The following is an 18,171-nucleotide window of genomic DNA, read 5'->3' as shown; positions in this document are numbered from 1 at the left end:
AGCAATTCAAGTACAGGTTCTTTCGAATGTCCGGTTTCTCTTTTCCCGCAGCGCTCACCGCCGGCGCCTTGGCCGCCGCTTCCATAACGGCCCCGGCCTTGGGGACGCCCTACACGCCCCTTGCCATCGCCTCAACGGTATTGGCCAACGCTTCAAATACAACAAAGGATATAGCCGCCGGCGCTTTGACCCCGGCGCAAGAAAATACGGCGTCCACTGCCATTCATCGCGTACGCGGCTTTCTGCCGAACCTGCGGTTCTCGCTCACTGGCCCAGGGGGCCAAACAGTGACGGAAGACATGCTCGAAGACAAGGTGGTGCTGCTGTTCTTCGGCTACGCCAGCTGCCCGGACATCTGCCCGACCACGATGGCCCAGCTTTCGATGGTGATTGAACAGCTTGGCGACCAGGCGGACAAAGCGCAAATCGTTTTCATCAGCGTTGATCCGCACCGCGATACACCCGACATCCTCAATGCCTACGTAAGCGCCTTCAATGACCACGCCATCGGCCTTACAGGCTCCGAAAAGCAGATTGCGGATATCGCCCGCCGCTATCGGGTGGCCTATCAAATTGAAAAACCCACTGGCAGCGACCCCGAAAACTACGAGGTGACGCACGCGCGCGGCATCTATATTTTTGACCAAGAAGGTCGTGCCCGCTTCCTGGCGTCAGATTCCGAGTCTATTGATTCGCTGACGGCCAGTGTGCGCGAATTATTGGGGTAATTGAGCAGCTCACGCCTCACACCTGCCGGGCCGCGTCTCTTAAAGCTGTGCGCACGCCTTCTTCTATGGCCGGGTGGTAAAAAGGCATTTCCACCATTTGGGCGACGGTCAGCTCGGCCTGCACCGCCCAAACCAGCAAATGGCCGATATGTTCGGCCGCCGGACCCACCATCTCGGCGCCCAGGAATTTACCGGTGCCGGCTTCAGCGTACACCCGCAGCTTGCCACGGTTTTGCAGCATGATCCGAGACCTGCCCTGGTTTTCAAAGTCGACCTTCCCCACCACTGCGTCTTTGGGCAATTCGCGAAAATACATGCCGGCGTGCGTGATTTGCGGTTCACTGAACACGATAGACAAAGGCGCCCGACGCTTGCCCGGCTGCACGTCGGGAAAACGAGCGGCGTTGCCGCCGGCCAGGTAACCATCGTCGGCCGCTTCGTGCAGCAGTGGCCGTACGCCGTCGACATCACCCGCCAAAAAGATGGGCGCCCCTTCCACTTGCAGGCTGGACGCATCGAAATGGGGCATGCCCTTGTCATCCAGCGTCGCCGAGGTGTTTTCCAGACCCAGCCCTTTCAAGACAGGGGGCCGTCCCGCGGCCATCAGCACATAGTCGTAGCGGTCGACCGTTTCTTCACCGCCTTTCGAAACCAAACGCGCCTCGACCTCGTCGCCCTTGCGAACGGCCTCTAGCACCTCGGTGTTAAGCCGCAGGTCGAACTCTGTTTGAAAAGCGGTTAACGCGTTGGCCTTGACCACGGGGTCGGTGATGCCGCCCAGGCTTTCGCCGCGCCCCACCACGCATACTTGCACACCCAGCCTGGACAGCGCCTGGCCAAGTTCGAGGCCAAGGGGGCCGGTGCCCACCACCAGTACGCGCGCGGGCAGGTCGTCCCAGGCGAATACATCGTCGTTGACGATCAAGCGTTCACCCAGTTGCCGGTACATGTCGGGCACAAAAGGCGACGAGCCGGTCGCAACGACCGTGCTTTTGGCATTGACCTGCACGGCATCATCGACCTGCAACACCGTATCGGATACAAAACGCGCCCATCCCCGCAGCTTTTCGTCGGCCGGCATGGCGTTGACGGTTTCAAGCACAAAACCCACAAAACGGTCGCGTTCGCGCTTCACCCTCTCCATGACCTGGCGACCTTCGACGCGCACCGGACCCTCGATACGCACGCCGAAAGGCGCGGCATGCTTGGCGGCATACGCGGCATTGGCGGCCGCGATAAGGAGTTTGGACGGCATGCAACCCACCCGCGCGCACATTGTTCCGTAGGGCCCGCCTTCGATCAGCACGACCTTGCGGCCAGCGCTCTTGACCGCGCGATAAGCTGTCAGGCCCGCGGTGCCCGCTCCGATGATGGCTACGTCAGTGTCGAGTGTTTTCATGGAAGCTCCGTAACATCAGACAAATCGCAGGGCGCGTGCCGGCTGACGTTATATCTTACTGGTAACACCACGGTCGCCGAAATCGCAAAAATTCGGGATGCAATACGGCGAGCCTGAACGCCAATGCACTACGAACCGGACCACTCCTTTACGAACTCTTTGTAGTCGGGCCGCTCTGGCGGCTCGGAGAGAGCAATAGGCGTGCCGATGGCCAGGTAGCCCATAAAGCGATACTCGAGGGCGTCGTATCCCAGGGCGTCGTGAACTTCGTCAACGTAGGTGCCCAGCCCGGTGCTCCAGTAGGCCCCATAGCCCAGCATATGAGCCGCGTTGAGCATATTGGTCACGGCGGCTCCGGTAGCCAGCATGCGCTCGTCCTCGGGAATCTTGGTGTTGCTGCTGTCCATGCGGCAGGCCAGAGCGACAAGGAGCGGCACTTTCTTGAGCCAATCTCGGGTGGACGCCTCTTTTTGCGTCGTAAGCGGCAGGCCAGCGCGTTTGATTGCGCCGATGGCCAGTTCGCCCAACTGCTGCACCGCCTCGCCACGAATCAGGGTAAAGCGCCACGGACGCAAGCGACCGTGGTCTGGCGCCGACATGCCGGCGCGCAATATCTGCGACAAATGTTCTTCGCTGGGGCCCGGCGCCTGCACAAACTTGACCGAGCGGCGGTTGAACAGATAATCGATAGGCGCTACAGACATCACCATTCCTTTATGACAAGCCCCGGCCTGAAGGCCAGGACGAATGAAGTACCCCGACTACGGGAAGAAATCGCCCCGCCTTAGCGCGTCCGTGAACGACCGGCCTCGCTTTGCGACAGGCCTCGCTTTAAGAGCTTAGGCGGGCGCGGAAGCGGCGACCAGCAACGCTTTCATGTCGCGCACGGCCTTTTCGAGGCCGTCAAAGACTGCTCGGGCAATTATGGCATGCCCTATGTTCAGTTCGGCGATTCCGGGCAAGGCGGCCACCGCTGTGACGTTTTCATAATGCAAGCCGTGACCCGCGTTGACCCGCAGGCCATGCCGCACGCCATGCACCGCGCCTTCCCGGACGCGCTCGAGCTCGGCCAGCATGGCCGGGCCCACAGCCTTGGCGTAAGCGCCGGTGTGCAGCTCGATGACTGTGGCGCCCGTGCGGCCGGCTGCCTCGATCTGGACGGGATCCGGATCGATGAACAACGAGACCCTGATGCCCGCGTCATGCAAGCGGTTGACGGCATCGCGCACGCTGTCGAAGCGGCCTGCGACGTCCAGGCCGCCTTCGGTGGTGAGTTCCTCGCGCCGCTCGGGCACCAGGCAGACATCGTGCGGCATGGCTTTACAAGCCAGATCGAGCATTTCAGTTGTGACGGCGCATTCAAGATTCATGCGCGTGCGTAATTTAGCGCGAATAGCCGAAACGTCGGCATCCTGAATGTGGCGCCTATCCTCACGCAGATGCAGGGTGATCAAGTCGGCGCCGGCTTCTTCAGCCACCACCGCAGCCTGCACAGGGTCGGGGTAGCTGGTGAAACGCTGTTGGCGCAGCGTTGCCACGTGATCGATATTGACTCCGAGCTCAATCATTGTTCCGCTCCGTTGGAAACCCCGGTGGCGGGGCCGCCCTGTGCATCCGCGGCCACTGGGGTATGTTCAACCCATCCGCCGCCAAGCGCCTTGTAAAGCTCGACACGGTTCAGCAGGGAATTCAGGCCCGTCTGGAGAAACTGCCGTTGCGCCGAGTACAACCCGACTTCAGCCGTTTGTACCTGCAGAAAGCTGTCTATACCCTCTTCGTAACGCAATTTGGCGATGTCCAGAGTTTGCGCGGTCGACTGTTCAAGCGACCTCAAGGCATCCAGCTGGCTGGCATAGGTGGCCTCACCGGCGAGCGTGTCGGCGACTTCGCGAAACGCCACCTGGATGGCCTTCTCGTATTGCGCCACGGCAATGTTCTTGCGCGCCTCGGCCAGATCGAGGTTGCCGCTTACGCCGCCGGAGAACAGCGGAATGGTCAGTTGCGGCGAGTAAGTCCAGTAACGGTTGCCCGAGCTGAACAGGCCGCCCAGCTGGCCGCTGGCGAACCCAAGCAGGCCGGTGATGGAAATGTTGGGAAAGAACGCCGCCCGAGCCGCGCCGATATTGGCGTTGGCCCCCATCAGCGCATGCTCGGCCGCGATGATGTCGGGCCGGCGCGTCAGCAGATCGGAAGGCAGCCCCACCGGTATCGACGCCAAAAGCTGATCTTTGCCGAATGGTTCGGAAGTGGGCAGATCGGCGGGAGGCTGTTGGCCCAGCAGCAGGAGCATGGCGTTCTGTGCCTGGGCTTCAAGGCGGGTCAGCTCGGCGATATCGGCCCGGACGGTATCGAGCTGGCCCTTGGCCTGGTTCAGGTCGAGGGCGCCGGCCACGCCCGCGTCAAAGCGCCGCTGGACGATGTCAAAAGAAGCCTGGCGCGCGGCCAGGGTTCTGCGCGCCAGCTCGAGCTGCTGCTCGGCGGCGCGCAAGCTGAAATAAGCCTCGGCCACTTGGGCCACCAGGCTGATATGCACCGTGCGCCGGGCTTCCTCGGTGGCCAGGAATTGCTGGAAGGCCGCCTCGGTAAGATTGCGTATGCGGCCGAAGAAGTCGAGCTCGAACGCCGTGATGCCCACCCCGGCCTGGTATACCCGGCTGACGCTGGGCGAATCGGGCCCTCCCATGCGCAAGCCTTCGGGGTTTCGCGTGACTTGGGCGGTTCCGCCCGCGCCGAAGGTGGGAAGACGTTCGCTTTGCTGAATGCCGTACTGGGCCCTGGCCTCTTGGATACGCTCGACGGCAATGCGCAGGTCGCGGTTGTTTTGCAGCGCGACGCCGATCAGGGCCTGTAGCTGCGGATCGAGGAAGAACTCGCGCCAGCCCAGGTCGGCCGAGGCCGGCACGGCGTGCTCGCCGGATTGAACGGCCTCTGCATACGACGGGTACTGCGCGGGAACCGGAGCCACGGGGCGCTCGTATTTGGGCGCCAACGAGCATCCGGCCAGTATCAGCGCCGTCAGCGTCGGTAAGGCGGTGATACGAAAAACGCGTTGACTCATGCTTGATCCCCGTTCTTGGAAGAGCCGGGCTCCGATTGGTTATCGTCAATATTGTGGTGCACCGAGGTTAAGGGCTGCATGTGCGTATTGGTGAGCTTGGGCTTGGTCTTGAACAAGCGCAGCACGACCACGAAGAACGTGGGCACGAATATCATCGCCAACGGCGTGGCGGCCAACATGCCGCCCAGCACGCCCAGGCCCACCGCGTTCTGGCTCGCCGCACCCGCGCCGGTTGCCACGACCAGGGGGCTTACACCCATGATGAAGGCGAACGAGGTCATGAGGATGGGACGGAAACGCAAGCGCGCGGCCTCTACCGTGGCGTCGATGATGTTGCCCCCCATGGCGTAGCTGTCTTTGGCGAATTCCACGATCAGGATGGCGTTCTTTGCCGCCAGCCCGATCACGGTCACCATGCCGACCAGGAAGTACACGTCGTTGGGCATGCCCAGCGCCGACATCAGCCCCACCGCGCCCAGCATGCCCAGCGGCACCATCAGCATGACCGAAAGCGGGATCGCCCAGCTTTCGTAAAGGGCCGCCAGCACCAGGAACACCACCAGCATGGCCAGCGACAGCAGGATGATGGATTGGGCGCCGGCCTGCTTCTCTTGATAAGAAAGCCCGGTCCACTCGTAGCCGAATCCATTGGGCAGCTCGGCGACCAACGCTTCCATTTCGGCCATGGCCTCGCCGGTGGAATAGCCCGGCGCGGCCGTGCCGCCTATGCGTATGGATTCATAGCTGTTGTAGCGCACGACCTGGACGGGGCCTTGAGTCCATTCGGCGGTTACGAATGAAGACAGCGGAACGGCTTCGCCGGCGGCATTGCGCGCGGTGAGTTTCATCAGGTCGTCGGGCGACATGCGATGGCTTTGCTCGGCTTGCACCCAGACGTTCTGCATCCACCCCATGTTGGGGAACTTGCCGACGTAGCTCGAACCCACGGCCGTTCCGATAAGAGCGGACGCTTCGGAGAAATCCACGCCCAGGGCCGCGGCTTTTTGGCGATCGATCTTGACACTGAGCTGCGGACCCGGCCCCAAGCCGGTAACGCGGGTGTCCGTCAGCTTGGGGTTCTGCATGGCAGCCTGCAGAAGCTGCTGCGTGGCTGCCTGCAGAGCATCGTTGCCCAGCGAACCCCGGTCTTGCAGGCGCATGTCGAAACCGGCCGCGTTGCCCAAAGAAGAGATCGCGGGCGGCACGATGGCGAACACCATGGAGTCGGGAAGCCCGAACAGCAGGTTCTGGTTGGCCTTGTCCGCCACCGCCTGGGCGGAATTTTCTTGCCCCTTGCGCTGCGAGAAATCCTTCAGCGGGACGAAGGCGATGGCCGCGTTCAGGCCGCTGCCGTTGAAGCTGAAGCCCTGAACCGAAATGATGTTCTCGGTTTGCGGTTGATCGAAGAAATACTGTTCGACCTTGCGTATGGTTTCTTGCGTGCGATTGGCCGTCGAGCCCGAGGGCAGCTCGATGTTGACGATGGCATAGCCCTGGTCTTCCTGGGGCAGGAAGGACGTGGGCATGCGAAAGTACAGAAAGCCCATCACCGCCACCAGCACCAGATAGATGATCATGATGCGGCCTGTGCGCTTTAGGCTTTTTCCGACCCAGCCCTCGTAGCGTCGGGTGACCCGGTCGAACTTGCGGTTGAACCAGCCAAAGAAACCGCGCTTCTGCTCATGGTGCCCCTTGGGTATGGGCTTGAGGATGGTGGCGCACAAGGCCGGCGTGAAGGTCAGCGCCAAGAACCCCGAGAACAGGATGGAAACCGCCATGGCGACCGAGAACTGGCGATAGATGACGCCCACAGAGCCGCTCATGAAGGCCAGCGGGAAGAACACCGTGGCCAGCACCAGCGTCATGCCCACCACGGCCCCGCTGATCTGCGGCATTGCCTTCTTGGTGGCCTCTTTGGGCGACAGCCCGTCTTCGACCATGATGCGTTCGACGTTCTCGACCACCACGATGGCGTCGTCCACCAAAATGCCGATGGCCAGCACCATGGCGAACATGGTCAAAACGTTGATCGAGAAGCCGAACATCAGCATCACCCCCAATGCGCCCAGGATGGCGATGGGCACCACCAAGGCGGGGATCAGCGTGTAGCGCACGTTCTGCAAGAACAGGAACATCACCAGGAACACCAGCACCATGGCTTCCACCAGGGTGTGCAGCACCTGTTCGATCGAGGTCTCGACGTAGGGCGTGGTGTCGTAGGGAATCGAATACTCGACGTTCGGAGGGAAGAACTGCGACAGTTCCTCCATCTGCTGCTTGACGCCTTCGGCGGTGGTAAGGGCGTTGGCGTTGGGCGTAAGCGAAATCGCAAACGCCGCGGTCGGCTTGCCGTTGAGCCAGGCGCCGAACTGATAGTTGTCCGACCCCACTTCGACCCGGGCAATGTCCTTGACGCGAACGGACGAACCGTCGACGTTTGAACGCAGAACGATGTTTTCGAAGTCGTCGACCGTCGAGAGCTCGCCGTTCAAAAGAATTGGCGCGGACACGCGCTGGTCTTCGGGGTTGGGCGGCGAGCCCAGGATACCGGCTGAGATCAGCGCGTTCTGGCTTGCGATGGCCGCGTTGACCTGCGCCATACTCAGGTTGTAGCCCGTGAGCTTGTCGGGATCGACCCAGACCCGCATCGCCCTTGGCGATGCAAACAGCTGGAACTTGCCCACCCCCGGCACGCGGGCAATGGTGTTCTGCACGTTGCGGGTGATGTAGTCGGCCAGGGCGGTCTGGTCCATCGAACCGTCGGTGGACGACAGGCTGACCACCAGCAGGAAGTTCGGGTTGCTCTGCTCGACCTTCAGCCCTTGCTGCATCACCGCGGCCGGCAGGCTGGCGCTGATGTTGGATATGCGGTTCTGCACGTCGACCTGTGCAAGGTCGGGGTCGGTGCCCGGCGCGAAGGTGGCGGTGATCTCGGCCCGGCCGTAGGAATCGCTGATCGACTCGTAGTACAGCAGCCCTTTTGCGCCGTTCAGCTCGTTCTCGATCAGGCTGGCCACCGATTGCGCCACGTCCTTGGCCGATGCGCCCGGATAGGTGGCGTTGATGGTGATCGAGGGCGGTGCGACTTCGGGATACTGCGACACCGGCATACTGGGAATCGCCAGCAGACCGGCCAGCGTGATGGCCAGCGCCACCACCCAGGCAAAAATCGGTCTTTCAATGAAAAACTGTGGCATGTGTGCTCACTATAAAAGCTTTGATGTTGCGGGCCGGCCAAGGCCCGCACAGACAATTCCTACGCTTGGACCGAAATCAAGAACCCGATGCCGGCGCCTGGCCCTGTTGCGCGGCCGCCCCTTCGTCCGCCGGAGCTTGCTGTCCGGCCTGATCTTGCTGCTCGGCCTGACCTTGCTGCCCAGCCTGGTCCGCTTGGCCGGCGGCTTCTCCGCCCTGTGCGGGCGCTTGGCCCGGCTGGCCCTGGCCCGGCTGGCCGGGTCGAGCCCCGGGCTGCCAGGGCACGGGTTGCACCGGCACTCCCGGACGGATCTTCTGGAAGCCCTCGACCACGACGACGTCGCCCGCCGACAGGCCCGACGTGATCAGCCACTTGCCGTCGATGGCGGCCCCTGTGGTGACCGGGGTCGAGTGCACCTGCCCCTCTTTGACCACCATCAGCGCGCCCTGCCCGTCGGCCGTGCGCTGCAAGGCCTGCTGGGGCACCAGCAACGCTTTCTGGTCTATGCCCTGGGCCACCAGCACTCGCACGTACATGCCCGGAAGCAGGATTTCGTCGGGGTTGGGAAACTCGGCGCGCATATTGACCTGGCCCGTCGTGGGGTCGACCGAAACGCCTGAAAACAGCAGTTTGCCCGCGTGCTCGTAGGTGGAGCCGTCCTCAAGCCGCACGGTTGCCTTGACCGCTTCCTCTCCCACCCGCTCGAGCGTGCCGTCGGCCAGGGCCTTGCGCAGCTGGGCCAGTTCGGAGGTGGGCCGGGTTACGTCGACATAGACGCGTTCGAGCTGCTGAACCGTGGCCATTTGCGTGGCGTTGGCGCCGCTGACCAGCGCTCCCTCGGTAACCATCGCCGCGCCGATCCGGCCGTCGATGGGCGACGTGACCTTGGTGTAGCCCAGGTTGATGTCGGCTGTCTGCAGCGCCGCCTTGGCCGCCGCAATGGCCGCTTCGCCCTGGGCGGCCGCCGCCGTGGCGTTGTCGTACTCTTGGCGGCTGACCGCATTGGCATCGATGAGCCGGCTGTAGCGCTTGGCCAGGGTGCGTGCGGCCTGGGCGTCGGCCTGGGCCTGCTTGAGCTGGGCGTCGGCCTGGGCGCGGGCGGCCACATATGGCGCGGGGTCGATGGTGAACAGCAGCTCACCCGCCTTGACATCACTGCCCTGGACGAAATTGATCTCTTCGACTATGCCGGTGACCCGGGCGCGGATCTGCGCGTTCTTGATGGCATCGACGCGGCCCGGCAGATCGACGGTGATCTCGGTGCGGGCGGGTTCGACAGTAATGACGCTGACCGGCACTTTCATGTCGCCGTGCTGCCCCTGGGGCTCTTCGCCGCAGGCCGCCAGCAGCGCCAGCGATGAAAACAGGACGATTCGGGCCTGCTGCCCAAGGGGCAGACGAAAAATGCGCATTAAGAGCTCCTGGGGGAAACTGCGCCGACCCGCATCATCAGGCGCCGGCAGTGTAATTTTTAGTAAACGAAGAGTATAAAACGAAAGTCGAGTCGGTTTGATGAAGAAAACTATTTCAGTCTTTTACCCGTGCACGCGCCAGCCATCCACGCGCCAAGTGTCATTGCATTGGACAAGATGATAGCGAATCCCGTGCACGTTGGGGGGTTTCGTCTGGGCATCAGCCCAGCAACAACGCGTCGTCCGACACGGTTTCTCCGCGTACACGCTCGAACATCTGCAACAAATGCGGCACGTCGAGCTTGGCGCGTTCTTCGCCCGAAACGTCGAGCACGACCTGGCCCTGATGCAGCATGACGGTGCGGTCGCCGATCTCGAGCGCCTGGCGCATGCTATGCGTTACCATCAGGGTGGTCAAGTTACGTTCGGCGACAATACGGCGGGTGATGTCGAGCACAAAAGCCGCAATGCGCGGATCGAGTGCTGCCGTATGCTCGTCCAGCAGCAGTATGCGCGACGGCCTCAAGGCCGCCATCAATAAGCTCACTGCCTGGCGCTGCCCGCCCGAAAGCAGGCCTATTCGATCAGACAACCGGTCTTCCAGCCCCAGCCCCAGCTTGCCCAGCCGCTCGGCGAACTCTTCTCGCATGCCGGCCCCTATCGCCCTGCCCAGACCCCTGGGGCGGCCCCTGCCGGCAGCCAACGCAAGGTTCTCTTCGATGGTCAGGTCTTCGCACGTGCCCAATAGCGGATCTTGAAACACGCGCGCCACCATGCCCGCGCGCTCCCACACCGGCATGCGTCCAAGCTCGATGTCGTCGATTGTGATTGAGCCCCGGTCAAGCTGAGCTTCACCCGAAATGGCGTTGAGCAGCGTCGACTTGCCGGCTCCGTTCGAACCGATAACGGTTACGAACTGGCCGGAGGGAATCTCGAGCGACATCCCGCGCAGCGCGCGCGTCTCGATGGGCGTGCCGGTGTTGAAAGTGATGTGCAGGTTGTGAGCCTTGAGCATCAGCGCCTCCTGTTCCGCAAACGCTGACGCAGCAGCGGCACGACAAGAAAAATAGTGACAAGCACTGCGGTGATGAGATTGAGGTCTTGCGCATGCAGGCCAATGAAATCAGCATTCAATGCCAGTGCGACGAAAATGCGGTACAGCACTGCGCCCACCACCGCTGCGGCCGTCATGATCACCAAGCGGCGCGAACTGGACAGGCTCTCGCCCACGATGACCGCCGCCAGGCCGATGACGATGGTGCCTATGCCCATGGAAATGTCGGCCACACCCTGTGATTGCGCAAACAAGGCCCCACCCAAGGCGCACAAGGCGTTGGACAGCGCCAGGCCGGCCAGCACCATGGCGCCGGTTGCCACGCCCTGGGCGCGCGCCATGCGTGGGTTCGATCCCGTCGCGCGCAGCGCCAGCCCCGCCCGCGTGCCCAAATACCAGTCGAGCCCGAATTTGACCGCCGCCACCACAACCAGAATCAGCAAGGGACGCAGGATATAGTCGGGGATGCCGTCGCTCATGAAACCACTGAACACGGTCGGCTCGGTAATCAGGGGCACGTTGGGCCGTCCCATGACACGCAGGTTGATCGAGTACAGGGCAATCATCATGAGGATGCTGGCCAGCAGATCCATGATCTTCAGCCGCACGTTCAGCCATCCCGTGACCGCCCCTGCCGCTGCGCCGGCCAGGGTGGCGGCGACGGTGGCCGAGAATGGATCCCATCCCGTCACAATCAGGGTGGCCGCCACGGCAGCGCCCAACGGGAAGCTGCCATCCACGGTCAGGTCGGGAAAACGCAAGATGCGGAACGAAAGCAGGACTCCCAGTGCCACAAGGCCGTAGATGAGGCCTATCTCGAGCGCTCCCCAAAGGGCGTACCAGGACATGAGCGGCCTTCCCGTTGGTTATTCGATAATGTTGGCGGCCGACTCGCGCAGCTCGGCGGAAAGGGTCACGCCTTGCTTGCGCGCTGCAAGTGCATTCAGGTGCAAAGCCAGTTTGTCGCTGGTTTCGGAAGGAATATCGCCCGGGTCTTCACCTTTCAGGATGCGCACCACGATTCGGCCGGCCTGACGGCCCATTTCGTAATAGTCCAGCCCAAGTGCTGCGACGGCGCCGCGCTCGACGCTGGCGGTGTCCGACGCTATCAATGGGATGCGCGCATCGTTACCCACTTTGGCAAGCGACTCGTAGGCCGAGACCACGTTGTTGTCGGTGCTGGTGTAGATCACATCCACCTTGCCCACCAGACTGCGCGCGGCCGCTCCGACGTCGACCGTGCGAGGAGCGCTTGCCTCGACCAGCGACATGCCCATCGTGGGCAGCAAGGTGCGCAATTCCTCGACAACCGAGACCGAATTGGCCTCGCCCGGGTTGTAGACCATGCCCACTTTGCGTGCATCGGGCAAGATCTGCTTGATGACCTGGATTTGTCGTTCCAGCTCAAGCTTGTCGGACACCCCCGTGACATTGGTGCCCGAGGCGTCGAAGGATGTCACCAGCTGCGCGGCGATCGGGTCGGTGACGGCGGCATACACCACCGGGATGGTCTTGGTGGCCGCCACCACTGCCTGCGCCGACGGCGTGGCAATGGCGACGATAACGTCGGGCTTGTCGCCCACGAACTTGCGTGCAATCTGGGCCGCGATGGCCGTATTGCCCTGAGCCGTCTGAAACTGCCATTCAAGGCCTTTTTTGTCGGTATAGCCTGCGTCGGCAAGGGCGTCCTTGACCCCATCCTTGATGGCGTCAAGCGCCGGATGCTCGACAATGCTCGTGACCGCCACCGATTGCGCCCCGGCATTCCCCATAGCGGTCAGGCACACGGCCAGGGCGACAAGCCCCGCCGTCAATAAACTCTGTGCCGCACGGCGCGCCGGCTTTGCACTCAACCCGCCCATAGCGTCCTTAGCCGGAAACATCCACATTATTGAAACCCCTACTATTGATCTTTAATGAATACAAAAAGGAAACGGCCGGCGGTTTCCATCATTCATGCAACTTTACAACAGCCGCCGCATGCTTCGCTACGCCCCGTTGCGCAACTGGTCCAACAAATAACGCGCCCAACGGACGGCAGGCAAACCGAAGGCCTTTTCGACCTGAGCGGCCCGATCCAGCAACTGCCCCGTCGTGGCTTCCAGGACCGGGCCGCGAAAAGCCAGCACCACCCTGTTGCCGGCGTCGATTTCGGGCAGCTCAAGCACTGGTCCCCCAAAGGCCGCCCTGATGTTTTCCATGTTGCGCGGAAAGCTCTCATGGTCGCCAAAGAGATTCACCGTCATGACGCCGCCCTCCGGCGACAAGGCACGATGGCAGCCTTGGTAGAACTCGAGTGATTCACGCACCGGACCCTGGGCCGCAGCGTCATACAAATCGACCATCAACGCAACGTAGCGGCCGATATTATGCGGCTTATCCACCCAGACCGCCGCATCAACATGGTCGATGTACGACCTGTCGTTGCTCGGCAGGCGGAAAAAAGCATGGCACATGGCCGTAACCGCCGGATTCCATTCCGCGGTCTCGACGTTGACGGGGGTGTGTTTCAAGGTAAATCGAAGCAGAGACCCTGCGCCCAAGCCAAGGATGCCGACGGAGTCGGTTTTGCGCGGCTCGATAAACAGCAGCCACGCCATCAACTGCTGGGTATAGGCCAGAACCAGCTCGGCCGGCCGGCGCAGGCGCATTGCCCCTTGTATCCATTCCGTGCCGAAATGCAGGTAGCGGATGCCCTTTTCCTCGGACATGGTGGGCTCTTCATCCGCCCAATGTTCATCGTAGGCGCTCATGACTGGGCGGCGCTCATGTGTTCAATGAAAAGTCGAAAGTAGTCACCACCGGCGTATGGTCGGAGGGCTGCTCATTGCGTCGCGGCTGTTTGTCGATGATGGAACCCGTGCAATACGGCCTGAGCGCCTCGGACATCAACACGTGGTCGATGCGCAAGCCCGCATTGCGCCGAAAGGCGAAACGCCGATAATCCCACCAGCTGAATGATTTTTCTTCCTGCTCGAACTCTCGAAAGGAGTCGATCAGGCCAAGATCAAGCAGGGCCTGGAAAGCGGCGCGCTCGGCGTCCGACACCAGAACGTCGCCCTCCCATTTGGCGGGGTCGTGTACGTCTTCGTCCTTGGGCGCTACGTTGTAATCGCCCAGCACCACCATGCGGGGATACCGTTCAAGCTCGCCGGCCAGCCAGTTGCGAAAAGCGGCGAACCACTCCAGCTTGTATACGTATTTGTCGCTGTCCAGCGATTGTCCGTTTGGGCAGTACGCATTAATGACGCGAATATCCCCCACAGGGCTGGGCAGCGTGGTGGCGATAACGCGCTGCTGGTGGTCGTCAAAGCCCGGGATATTGCATTGTTCGTCGGCGCCGGCCGCCTTGGAGATAGTCGCCACGCCGTTATAGGTTTTCTGGCCGGCCCAACATGCGGCATAGCCTATCTCGGTAAAAGCCTCGAGCGGAAATTTATCCTGCGCCAGCTTGAGCTCCTGCAAGCACAGGGCATCAACGGGGTTGTCGCGCAGCCAGTCAAGTACCTGCGGCAGGCGGACTTTCAAGGAGTTAACGTTCCAGGTGGCGAATTTCATGAAGCGGCTCTATATGAAAAGACTAAAAGACGAAAGCGGCCAAAACCGAATACGAATGCGGTGTAAATCCCAAAGAGCGTATCATGTACGGTCTTCGCCGGGCCAATCCGCCAATCAAGACCTGATAAGATCATGTCTTTGGCCAGGCGGCCATACCCGGCCAGGCTCGTAACACCGATATCCCATGAAAGCCATCAGCCGCATCATTCATACGTTGGAAAACGGCGTCCTGCTAGACGTCGCCATCGAAGAGCTCACCTGCCGCGCCTATGTGGTAATCAGTGAGCCCGACCTTGAACACGTGGCCGACTTCGTTCCCGCCAGCCAGTTCGAGCAAGACGGCGACGTCCACGTCACAGCCGTAGCGTCGCCAAGCGAGGCCCGACAACAGGTCGAAGACCTTGCCTTCAACATGAACATCGGCGATGCGGCCGTTTTTCTGTGCCAAGACGACACCGCCTACCAGGCGATACTTGAAGAGCTGGGCCAAGACCAGTTGCCGCATTGAACAAACTCGCTGATATCTGATAAGCTTTTTGTCTTTTTTGACCTTGTGAAACGCCATGTCGCGACATACCGGCAATATTTTCATGGTAGTGGCCCCCAGCGGGGCCGGTAAATCCAGCCTCGTCAACGCCTTGCTGGAACAAGACCGCGACGTCACTTTATCCATTTCCTGCACCACCCGCGCCCCGCGCAACGGCGAAAAGGCTGACAAACACTACCGTTTCGTAACGGTGGAGCAGTTTATGGCGCTGCGTGACAGCGGCGGCCTGCTCGAATGGGCCGAGGTGCATGGCAACTATTACGGTACGCCGCGCGACGGCATTGAATCATTTATTGAGCAGGGCCGCGATGTCCTGCTCGAAATCGACTGGCAAGGCGCCCGGCAAATACGGCGGTATTTCCCGCAAGCGGTAGGCATCTTCATATTGCCGCCTTCCATCGAAGCGCTCGAAGCGAGGCTGCGGGGGCGGGGTCAGGATGCACCGCACGTGATCGCACAACGGCTGCTGGCCGCGGGCAGCGAAATGTCGCGCGCCTCGGAATGCCAATATGTTATTATTAATCAAGAATTTAGCGTCGCGTTAAAACAGTTGGCGCAAATAGTTTCCGCCACTCGACTGCGTTACGCCACTCAGGCCGCGCGCAACGCCGAGCTTTTCAGCCAGTTGGGCATCAGCAAGACGCCCAACTGAACTCCTTTTTTCTTCCACAGGACCCTACCCCATATGGCTCGCATCACCGTCGAAGACTGCCTGGAATATGTCGATAACCGTTTCGATCTCACCCTGGCGGCCACCTACCGCGCACGTGAACTTGCGCAAGGCCACGAACCCCGCATCGACCCCGACAAAGACAAGCCCACGGTTATCGCCCTGCGTGAAATCGCCGCCGGCCTGACAGGTCTTGAAATGCTGCGCAAGGTGCCGACCTAAATCTGAAGCTTGGGCGGATGTATGGCGTTTTCGACACTTCGTGGTGCATCTTCAGGCCTTCTGGCGGTACTCAAGAAGGGCCCGCGGCTGCGCAAGCGTCGTAAAGCCAAAAACCCTCCCGCCCTGCCGGCGGTGGCCGATGCAACACCCAACACCATCGCCTCGCTGGCGCCGCTTACCAAGATAATCAGCCAATACCTCGACGTTAAAGACGTCGAGCGCGTCAAGGAAGCCTACCGCTTTTCCGATCAGGCTCATCTGGGGCAGTTTCGCGCCAGCGGCGAACCCTATATCTCACACCCCATCGCCGTCACAGAAATCTGTGCGGGCTGGAAGCTCGACGCCGATTCCTTGATGGCCGCCTTGCTGCACGACGTCATCGAAGACCAAGACGTCCCGAAATCCGACCTGGCCGAACGCTTCGGCCCCGACGTTGCCGAGCTCGTCGATGGCCTGACCAAGCTCGATCGGCTCGAATTCGCCACCAAGGCCGAGCAGCAGGCCGAAAGCTTCCGCAAGATGCTGTTGGCCATGGCGCGCGACGTGCGCGTCATTCTCATCAAGTTGGCCGACCGGCTGCACAATATGCGCACCCTGGGCGCCATGGCGCCCGAAAAGCGCCGCCGCATCGCACGCGAAACCCTCGACGTATATTCGCCCATTGCCCACCGGCTGGGTTTGAATTCGCTGTTTCGCGAGCTGCAAGATCTTTGCTTCCAGGCCATCCACCCCAACCGCTACCGGGTGTTGCACAAGGCAATGATGGCGGCGCGGGGCAACCGGCGCGAAGTGCTTGGCAAGATCACCGAAGCCGTCAAGGTGGCGCTGCCGGCGGCCGGCATCGAGGCCGAGGTATCGGGCCGCGAAAAATCGCTGTACAGCATCTATACCAAGATGATCGAGCAAAAAAAGTCGTTTTCCGACGTGCTCGACATCTACGGCTTCCGCGTCATCGTGCACACCCTGCCCGAATGCTATCTTGCTCTGGGCACTTTGCATCAGATGTATCGTCCGGTACCGGGCAAATTCAAAGACTACATCGCCATTCCCAAGCTCAACGGCTACCAATCGCTGCACACCACCCTGGTGGGGCCGTACGGCACGCCGGTGGAGTTCCAGTTTCGTACGCGCGACATGGACCACGTGGCGGAAGAAGGCGTCGCGTCGCACTGGCTGTATAAAGACGACGACACCACGCTCAACGATCTGCAAAAACGCACCCACCAGTGGTTGCAGTCCTTGCTCGATATTCAAAGCCAAACGGGCGATTCGGGCGAGTTCCTTGAGCACGTCAAGGTCGATCTCTTCCCTGATGCGGTGTATGTGTTCACACCACAAGGCAAGATACTTTCCCTTCCGCGGGGCGCTACGCCGGTTGATTTCGCCTATGCCATCCACACCGACATCGGCAACCACGCCATCGCCTCGAAGATCAACGGCGAGTACTCACCCCTGCGCACCGAACTGCGTAGCGGTGATTCGGTCGAAATCGTCACATCACCGTCTTCGCGCCCCAGCGCGCAATGGCTTAACTACGTGCGCACCGGGCGGGCGCGGTCCGAAATCCGCCACTACCTGCGCACGGTCCAATACGAAGAGTCGGTGGCTTTTGGCCAGCGCCTGCTCAATCAGGCTTTCGATCAGTTGCAGCTTCCCCACCCCACCGCCGACGATCCCGAGTGGGAAAAACTCGCCAAAGGGTCAGGAGCCAGCTCGCGCGAAGAAATCCTGGCTGACATAGGGCTGGGAAAACGACTGGCCGCAGTCGTGGCGCGCCGCTTCGCGCCTGAAAACGCCATTCTGGCCACCACTGCGGCAGCGGTGGACGAGCTCACCGCCACAGCCAACACGCCCATACTCATTCAAGGCAACGAAGGCCAGGCGGTACAGTTGGCGCCGTGCTGCGGCCCTTTGCCGGGCGACGCAATCATCGGCGGCATTCGGCTGGGCCATGGCCTGGTCGTGCATATGTCCGAATGCGCGGTGGCCCAGCGCCAGCGCGCACGCGAGCCCGAGCGCTGGATTCCCGTGGCGTGGGGCAGCAATACGGCCCGACACCTTTCCACCCGGCTCGATATCACCGTCATCAACGAAAAAGGCGTGCTGGGTCGCGTAGCGGCCGAGATCACCGACGCCGATTCCAACATTCTGCATCTAACCATGCACGACGACGAAAGCTCGTCCACCACGGTGTTGCACGTTACCGTGCAGGTTGACGGGCGCAAGCACTTGGCACAAGTGATACGCGCCATTCGGCATGTGCCGCAGGTTCAAAGAATCGTCCGCGTCAAGGGCTGACCATCCCACAATATTCCAGCACGGTGTCC

16 protein-coding genes are annotated in these 18,171 nt (G+C 61.5%); 5 read left to right on the top strand and 11 right to left on the bottom strand.

Annotated elements, in window-relative coordinates; all coding sequences use genetic code 11:
* Window positions 1-26: 26 nt before the first annotated feature.
* A complete protein-coding gene (locus tag ACIY1O_RS00890) occupies window positions 27-728 on the top strand; it encodes an SCO family protein (protein ID WP_397473174.1) in 702 nt (233 codons plus the stop codon).
* Window positions 729-744: 16 nt separating this feature from the next.
* On the opposite strand, the gene ACIY1O_RS00885 is transcribed toward ACIY1O_RS00890, so the two are convergent.
* The 11 genes from ACIY1O_RS00885 to xth form a co-directional block, all read right to left on the bottom strand.
* The gene (locus ACIY1O_RS00885) at window positions 745-2,127 is read right to left on the bottom strand and encodes a dihydrolipoyl dehydrogenase (RefSeq protein ID WP_397473173.1); all 1,383 of its coding nucleotides are present in this window, start codon (window positions 2,125-2,127) and stop codon (window positions 745-747) included.
* Between the two features lie 128 nt (window positions 2,128-2,255).
* The gene (locus tag ACIY1O_RS00880; RefSeq protein ID WP_397473172.1) at window positions 2,256-2,831 is read right to left on the bottom strand and encodes a nitroreductase family protein; all 576 of its coding nucleotides are present in this window, start codon (window positions 2,829-2,831) and stop codon (window positions 2,256-2,258) included.
* Window positions 2,832-2,966: 135 nt separating this feature from the next.
* Complete coding sequence (gene pdxJ / locus ACIY1O_RS00875) at window positions 2,967-3,695, bottom strand: pyridoxine 5'-phosphate synthase (RefSeq protein ID WP_397473171.1); 729 nt, start codon at window positions 3,693-3,695, stop codon at window positions 2,967-2,969.
* Entirely contained in the window at window positions 3,692-5,185 is a 1,494-nt protein-coding gene (locus tag ACIY1O_RS00870) for an efflux transporter outer membrane subunit (protein ID WP_397473170.1), read from the bottom strand. The genes pdxJ and ACIY1O_RS00870 overlap by 4 nt, the downstream gene beginning before the upstream one ends.
* Window positions 5,182-8,382, bottom strand: coding sequence for a multidrug efflux RND transporter permease subunit (locus ACIY1O_RS00865; protein WP_397473169.1), 3,201 nt, complete (start codon window positions 8,380-8,382; stop codon window positions 5,182-5,184). Before ACIY1O_RS00865 ends, ACIY1O_RS00870 begins: the two co-directional genes overlap by 4 nt.
* Window positions 8,383-8,458: 76 nt before the next feature.
* Complete coding sequence (locus tag ACIY1O_RS00860; RefSeq protein ID WP_397473168.1) at window positions 8,459-9,793, bottom strand: efflux RND transporter periplasmic adaptor subunit; 1,335 nt, start codon at window positions 9,791-9,793, stop codon at window positions 8,459-8,461.
* A 220-nt stretch (window positions 9,794-10,013) separates the two neighbouring features.
* Window positions 10,014-10,808 carry an ABC transporter ATP-binding protein gene (locus tag ACIY1O_RS00855; protein ID WP_397473167.1) on the bottom strand — a complete coding sequence of 265 codons (795 nt, stop codon included), beginning with the start codon at window positions 10,806-10,808 and terminating at the stop codon, window positions 10,014-10,016.
* Window positions 10,808-11,695, bottom strand: coding sequence for an ABC transporter permease (locus ACIY1O_RS00850; RefSeq protein WP_397473166.1), 888 nt, complete (start codon window positions 11,693-11,695; stop codon window positions 10,808-10,810). Before ACIY1O_RS00850 ends, ACIY1O_RS00855 begins: the two co-directional genes overlap by 1 nt.
* A gap of 18 nt (window positions 11,696-11,713) precedes the next feature.
* Window positions 11,714-12,709, bottom strand: a complete 996-nt coding sequence (locus ACIY1O_RS00845; RefSeq protein ID WP_397473165.1) for an ABC transporter substrate-binding protein — start codon at window positions 12,707-12,709, stop codon at window positions 11,714-11,716.
* Window positions 12,710-12,835: 126 nt separating this feature from the next.
* Window positions 12,836-13,600, bottom strand: coding sequence for a class I SAM-dependent methyltransferase (locus ACIY1O_RS00840; protein ID WP_397473164.1), 765 nt, complete (start codon window positions 13,598-13,600; stop codon window positions 12,836-12,838).
* Between the two features lie 13 nt (window positions 13,601-13,613).
* Window positions 13,614-14,405 carry an exodeoxyribonuclease III gene (gene xth / locus ACIY1O_RS00835; RefSeq protein WP_397473163.1) on the bottom strand — a complete coding sequence of 264 codons (792 nt, stop codon included), beginning with the start codon at window positions 14,403-14,405 and terminating at the stop codon, window positions 13,614-13,616.
* 184 nt (window positions 14,406-14,589) lie between these two features.
* Here xth and ACIY1O_RS00830 point away from each other — a divergent pair, with 184 nt between their 5' ends.
* From ACIY1O_RS00830 to ACIY1O_RS00815, 4 genes are read left to right on the top strand one after another with little or no spacing between them, the layout of a single operon-like run.
* Window positions 14,590-14,913, top strand: coding sequence for a hypothetical protein (locus tag ACIY1O_RS00830; RefSeq protein WP_397473162.1), 324 nt, complete (start codon window positions 14,590-14,592; stop codon window positions 14,911-14,913).
* Between the two features lie 55 nt (window positions 14,914-14,968).
* Window positions 14,969-15,604 carry a guanylate kinase gene (gene gmk / locus ACIY1O_RS00825; RefSeq protein ID WP_397473161.1) on the top strand — a complete coding sequence of 212 codons (636 nt, stop codon included), beginning with the start codon at window positions 14,969-14,971 and terminating at the stop codon, window positions 15,602-15,604.
* A gap of 33 nt (window positions 15,605-15,637) precedes the next feature.
* On the top strand, window positions 15,638-15,844 hold the full coding sequence (gene rpoZ / locus ACIY1O_RS00820) for a DNA-directed RNA polymerase subunit omega (RefSeq protein ID WP_397473160.1): 207 nt from the start codon (window positions 15,638-15,640) through the stop codon (window positions 15,842-15,844).
* Window positions 15,845-15,865: 21 nt separating this feature from the next.
* A complete protein-coding gene (locus ACIY1O_RS00815; RefSeq protein WP_397473159.1) occupies window positions 15,866-18,142 on the top strand; it encodes a RelA/SpoT family protein in 2,277 nt (758 codons plus the stop codon).
* Window positions 18,143-18,171: the final 29 nt, after the last annotated feature.

This window comes from Pusillimonas sp., assembly GCF_044464525.1.
Classification (GTDB): Bacteria; Pseudomonadota; Gammaproteobacteria; order Burkholderiales; family Burkholderiaceae_B; genus Pusillimonas.
This window is presented reverse-complemented; position numbering and strand designations above follow the sequence as displayed.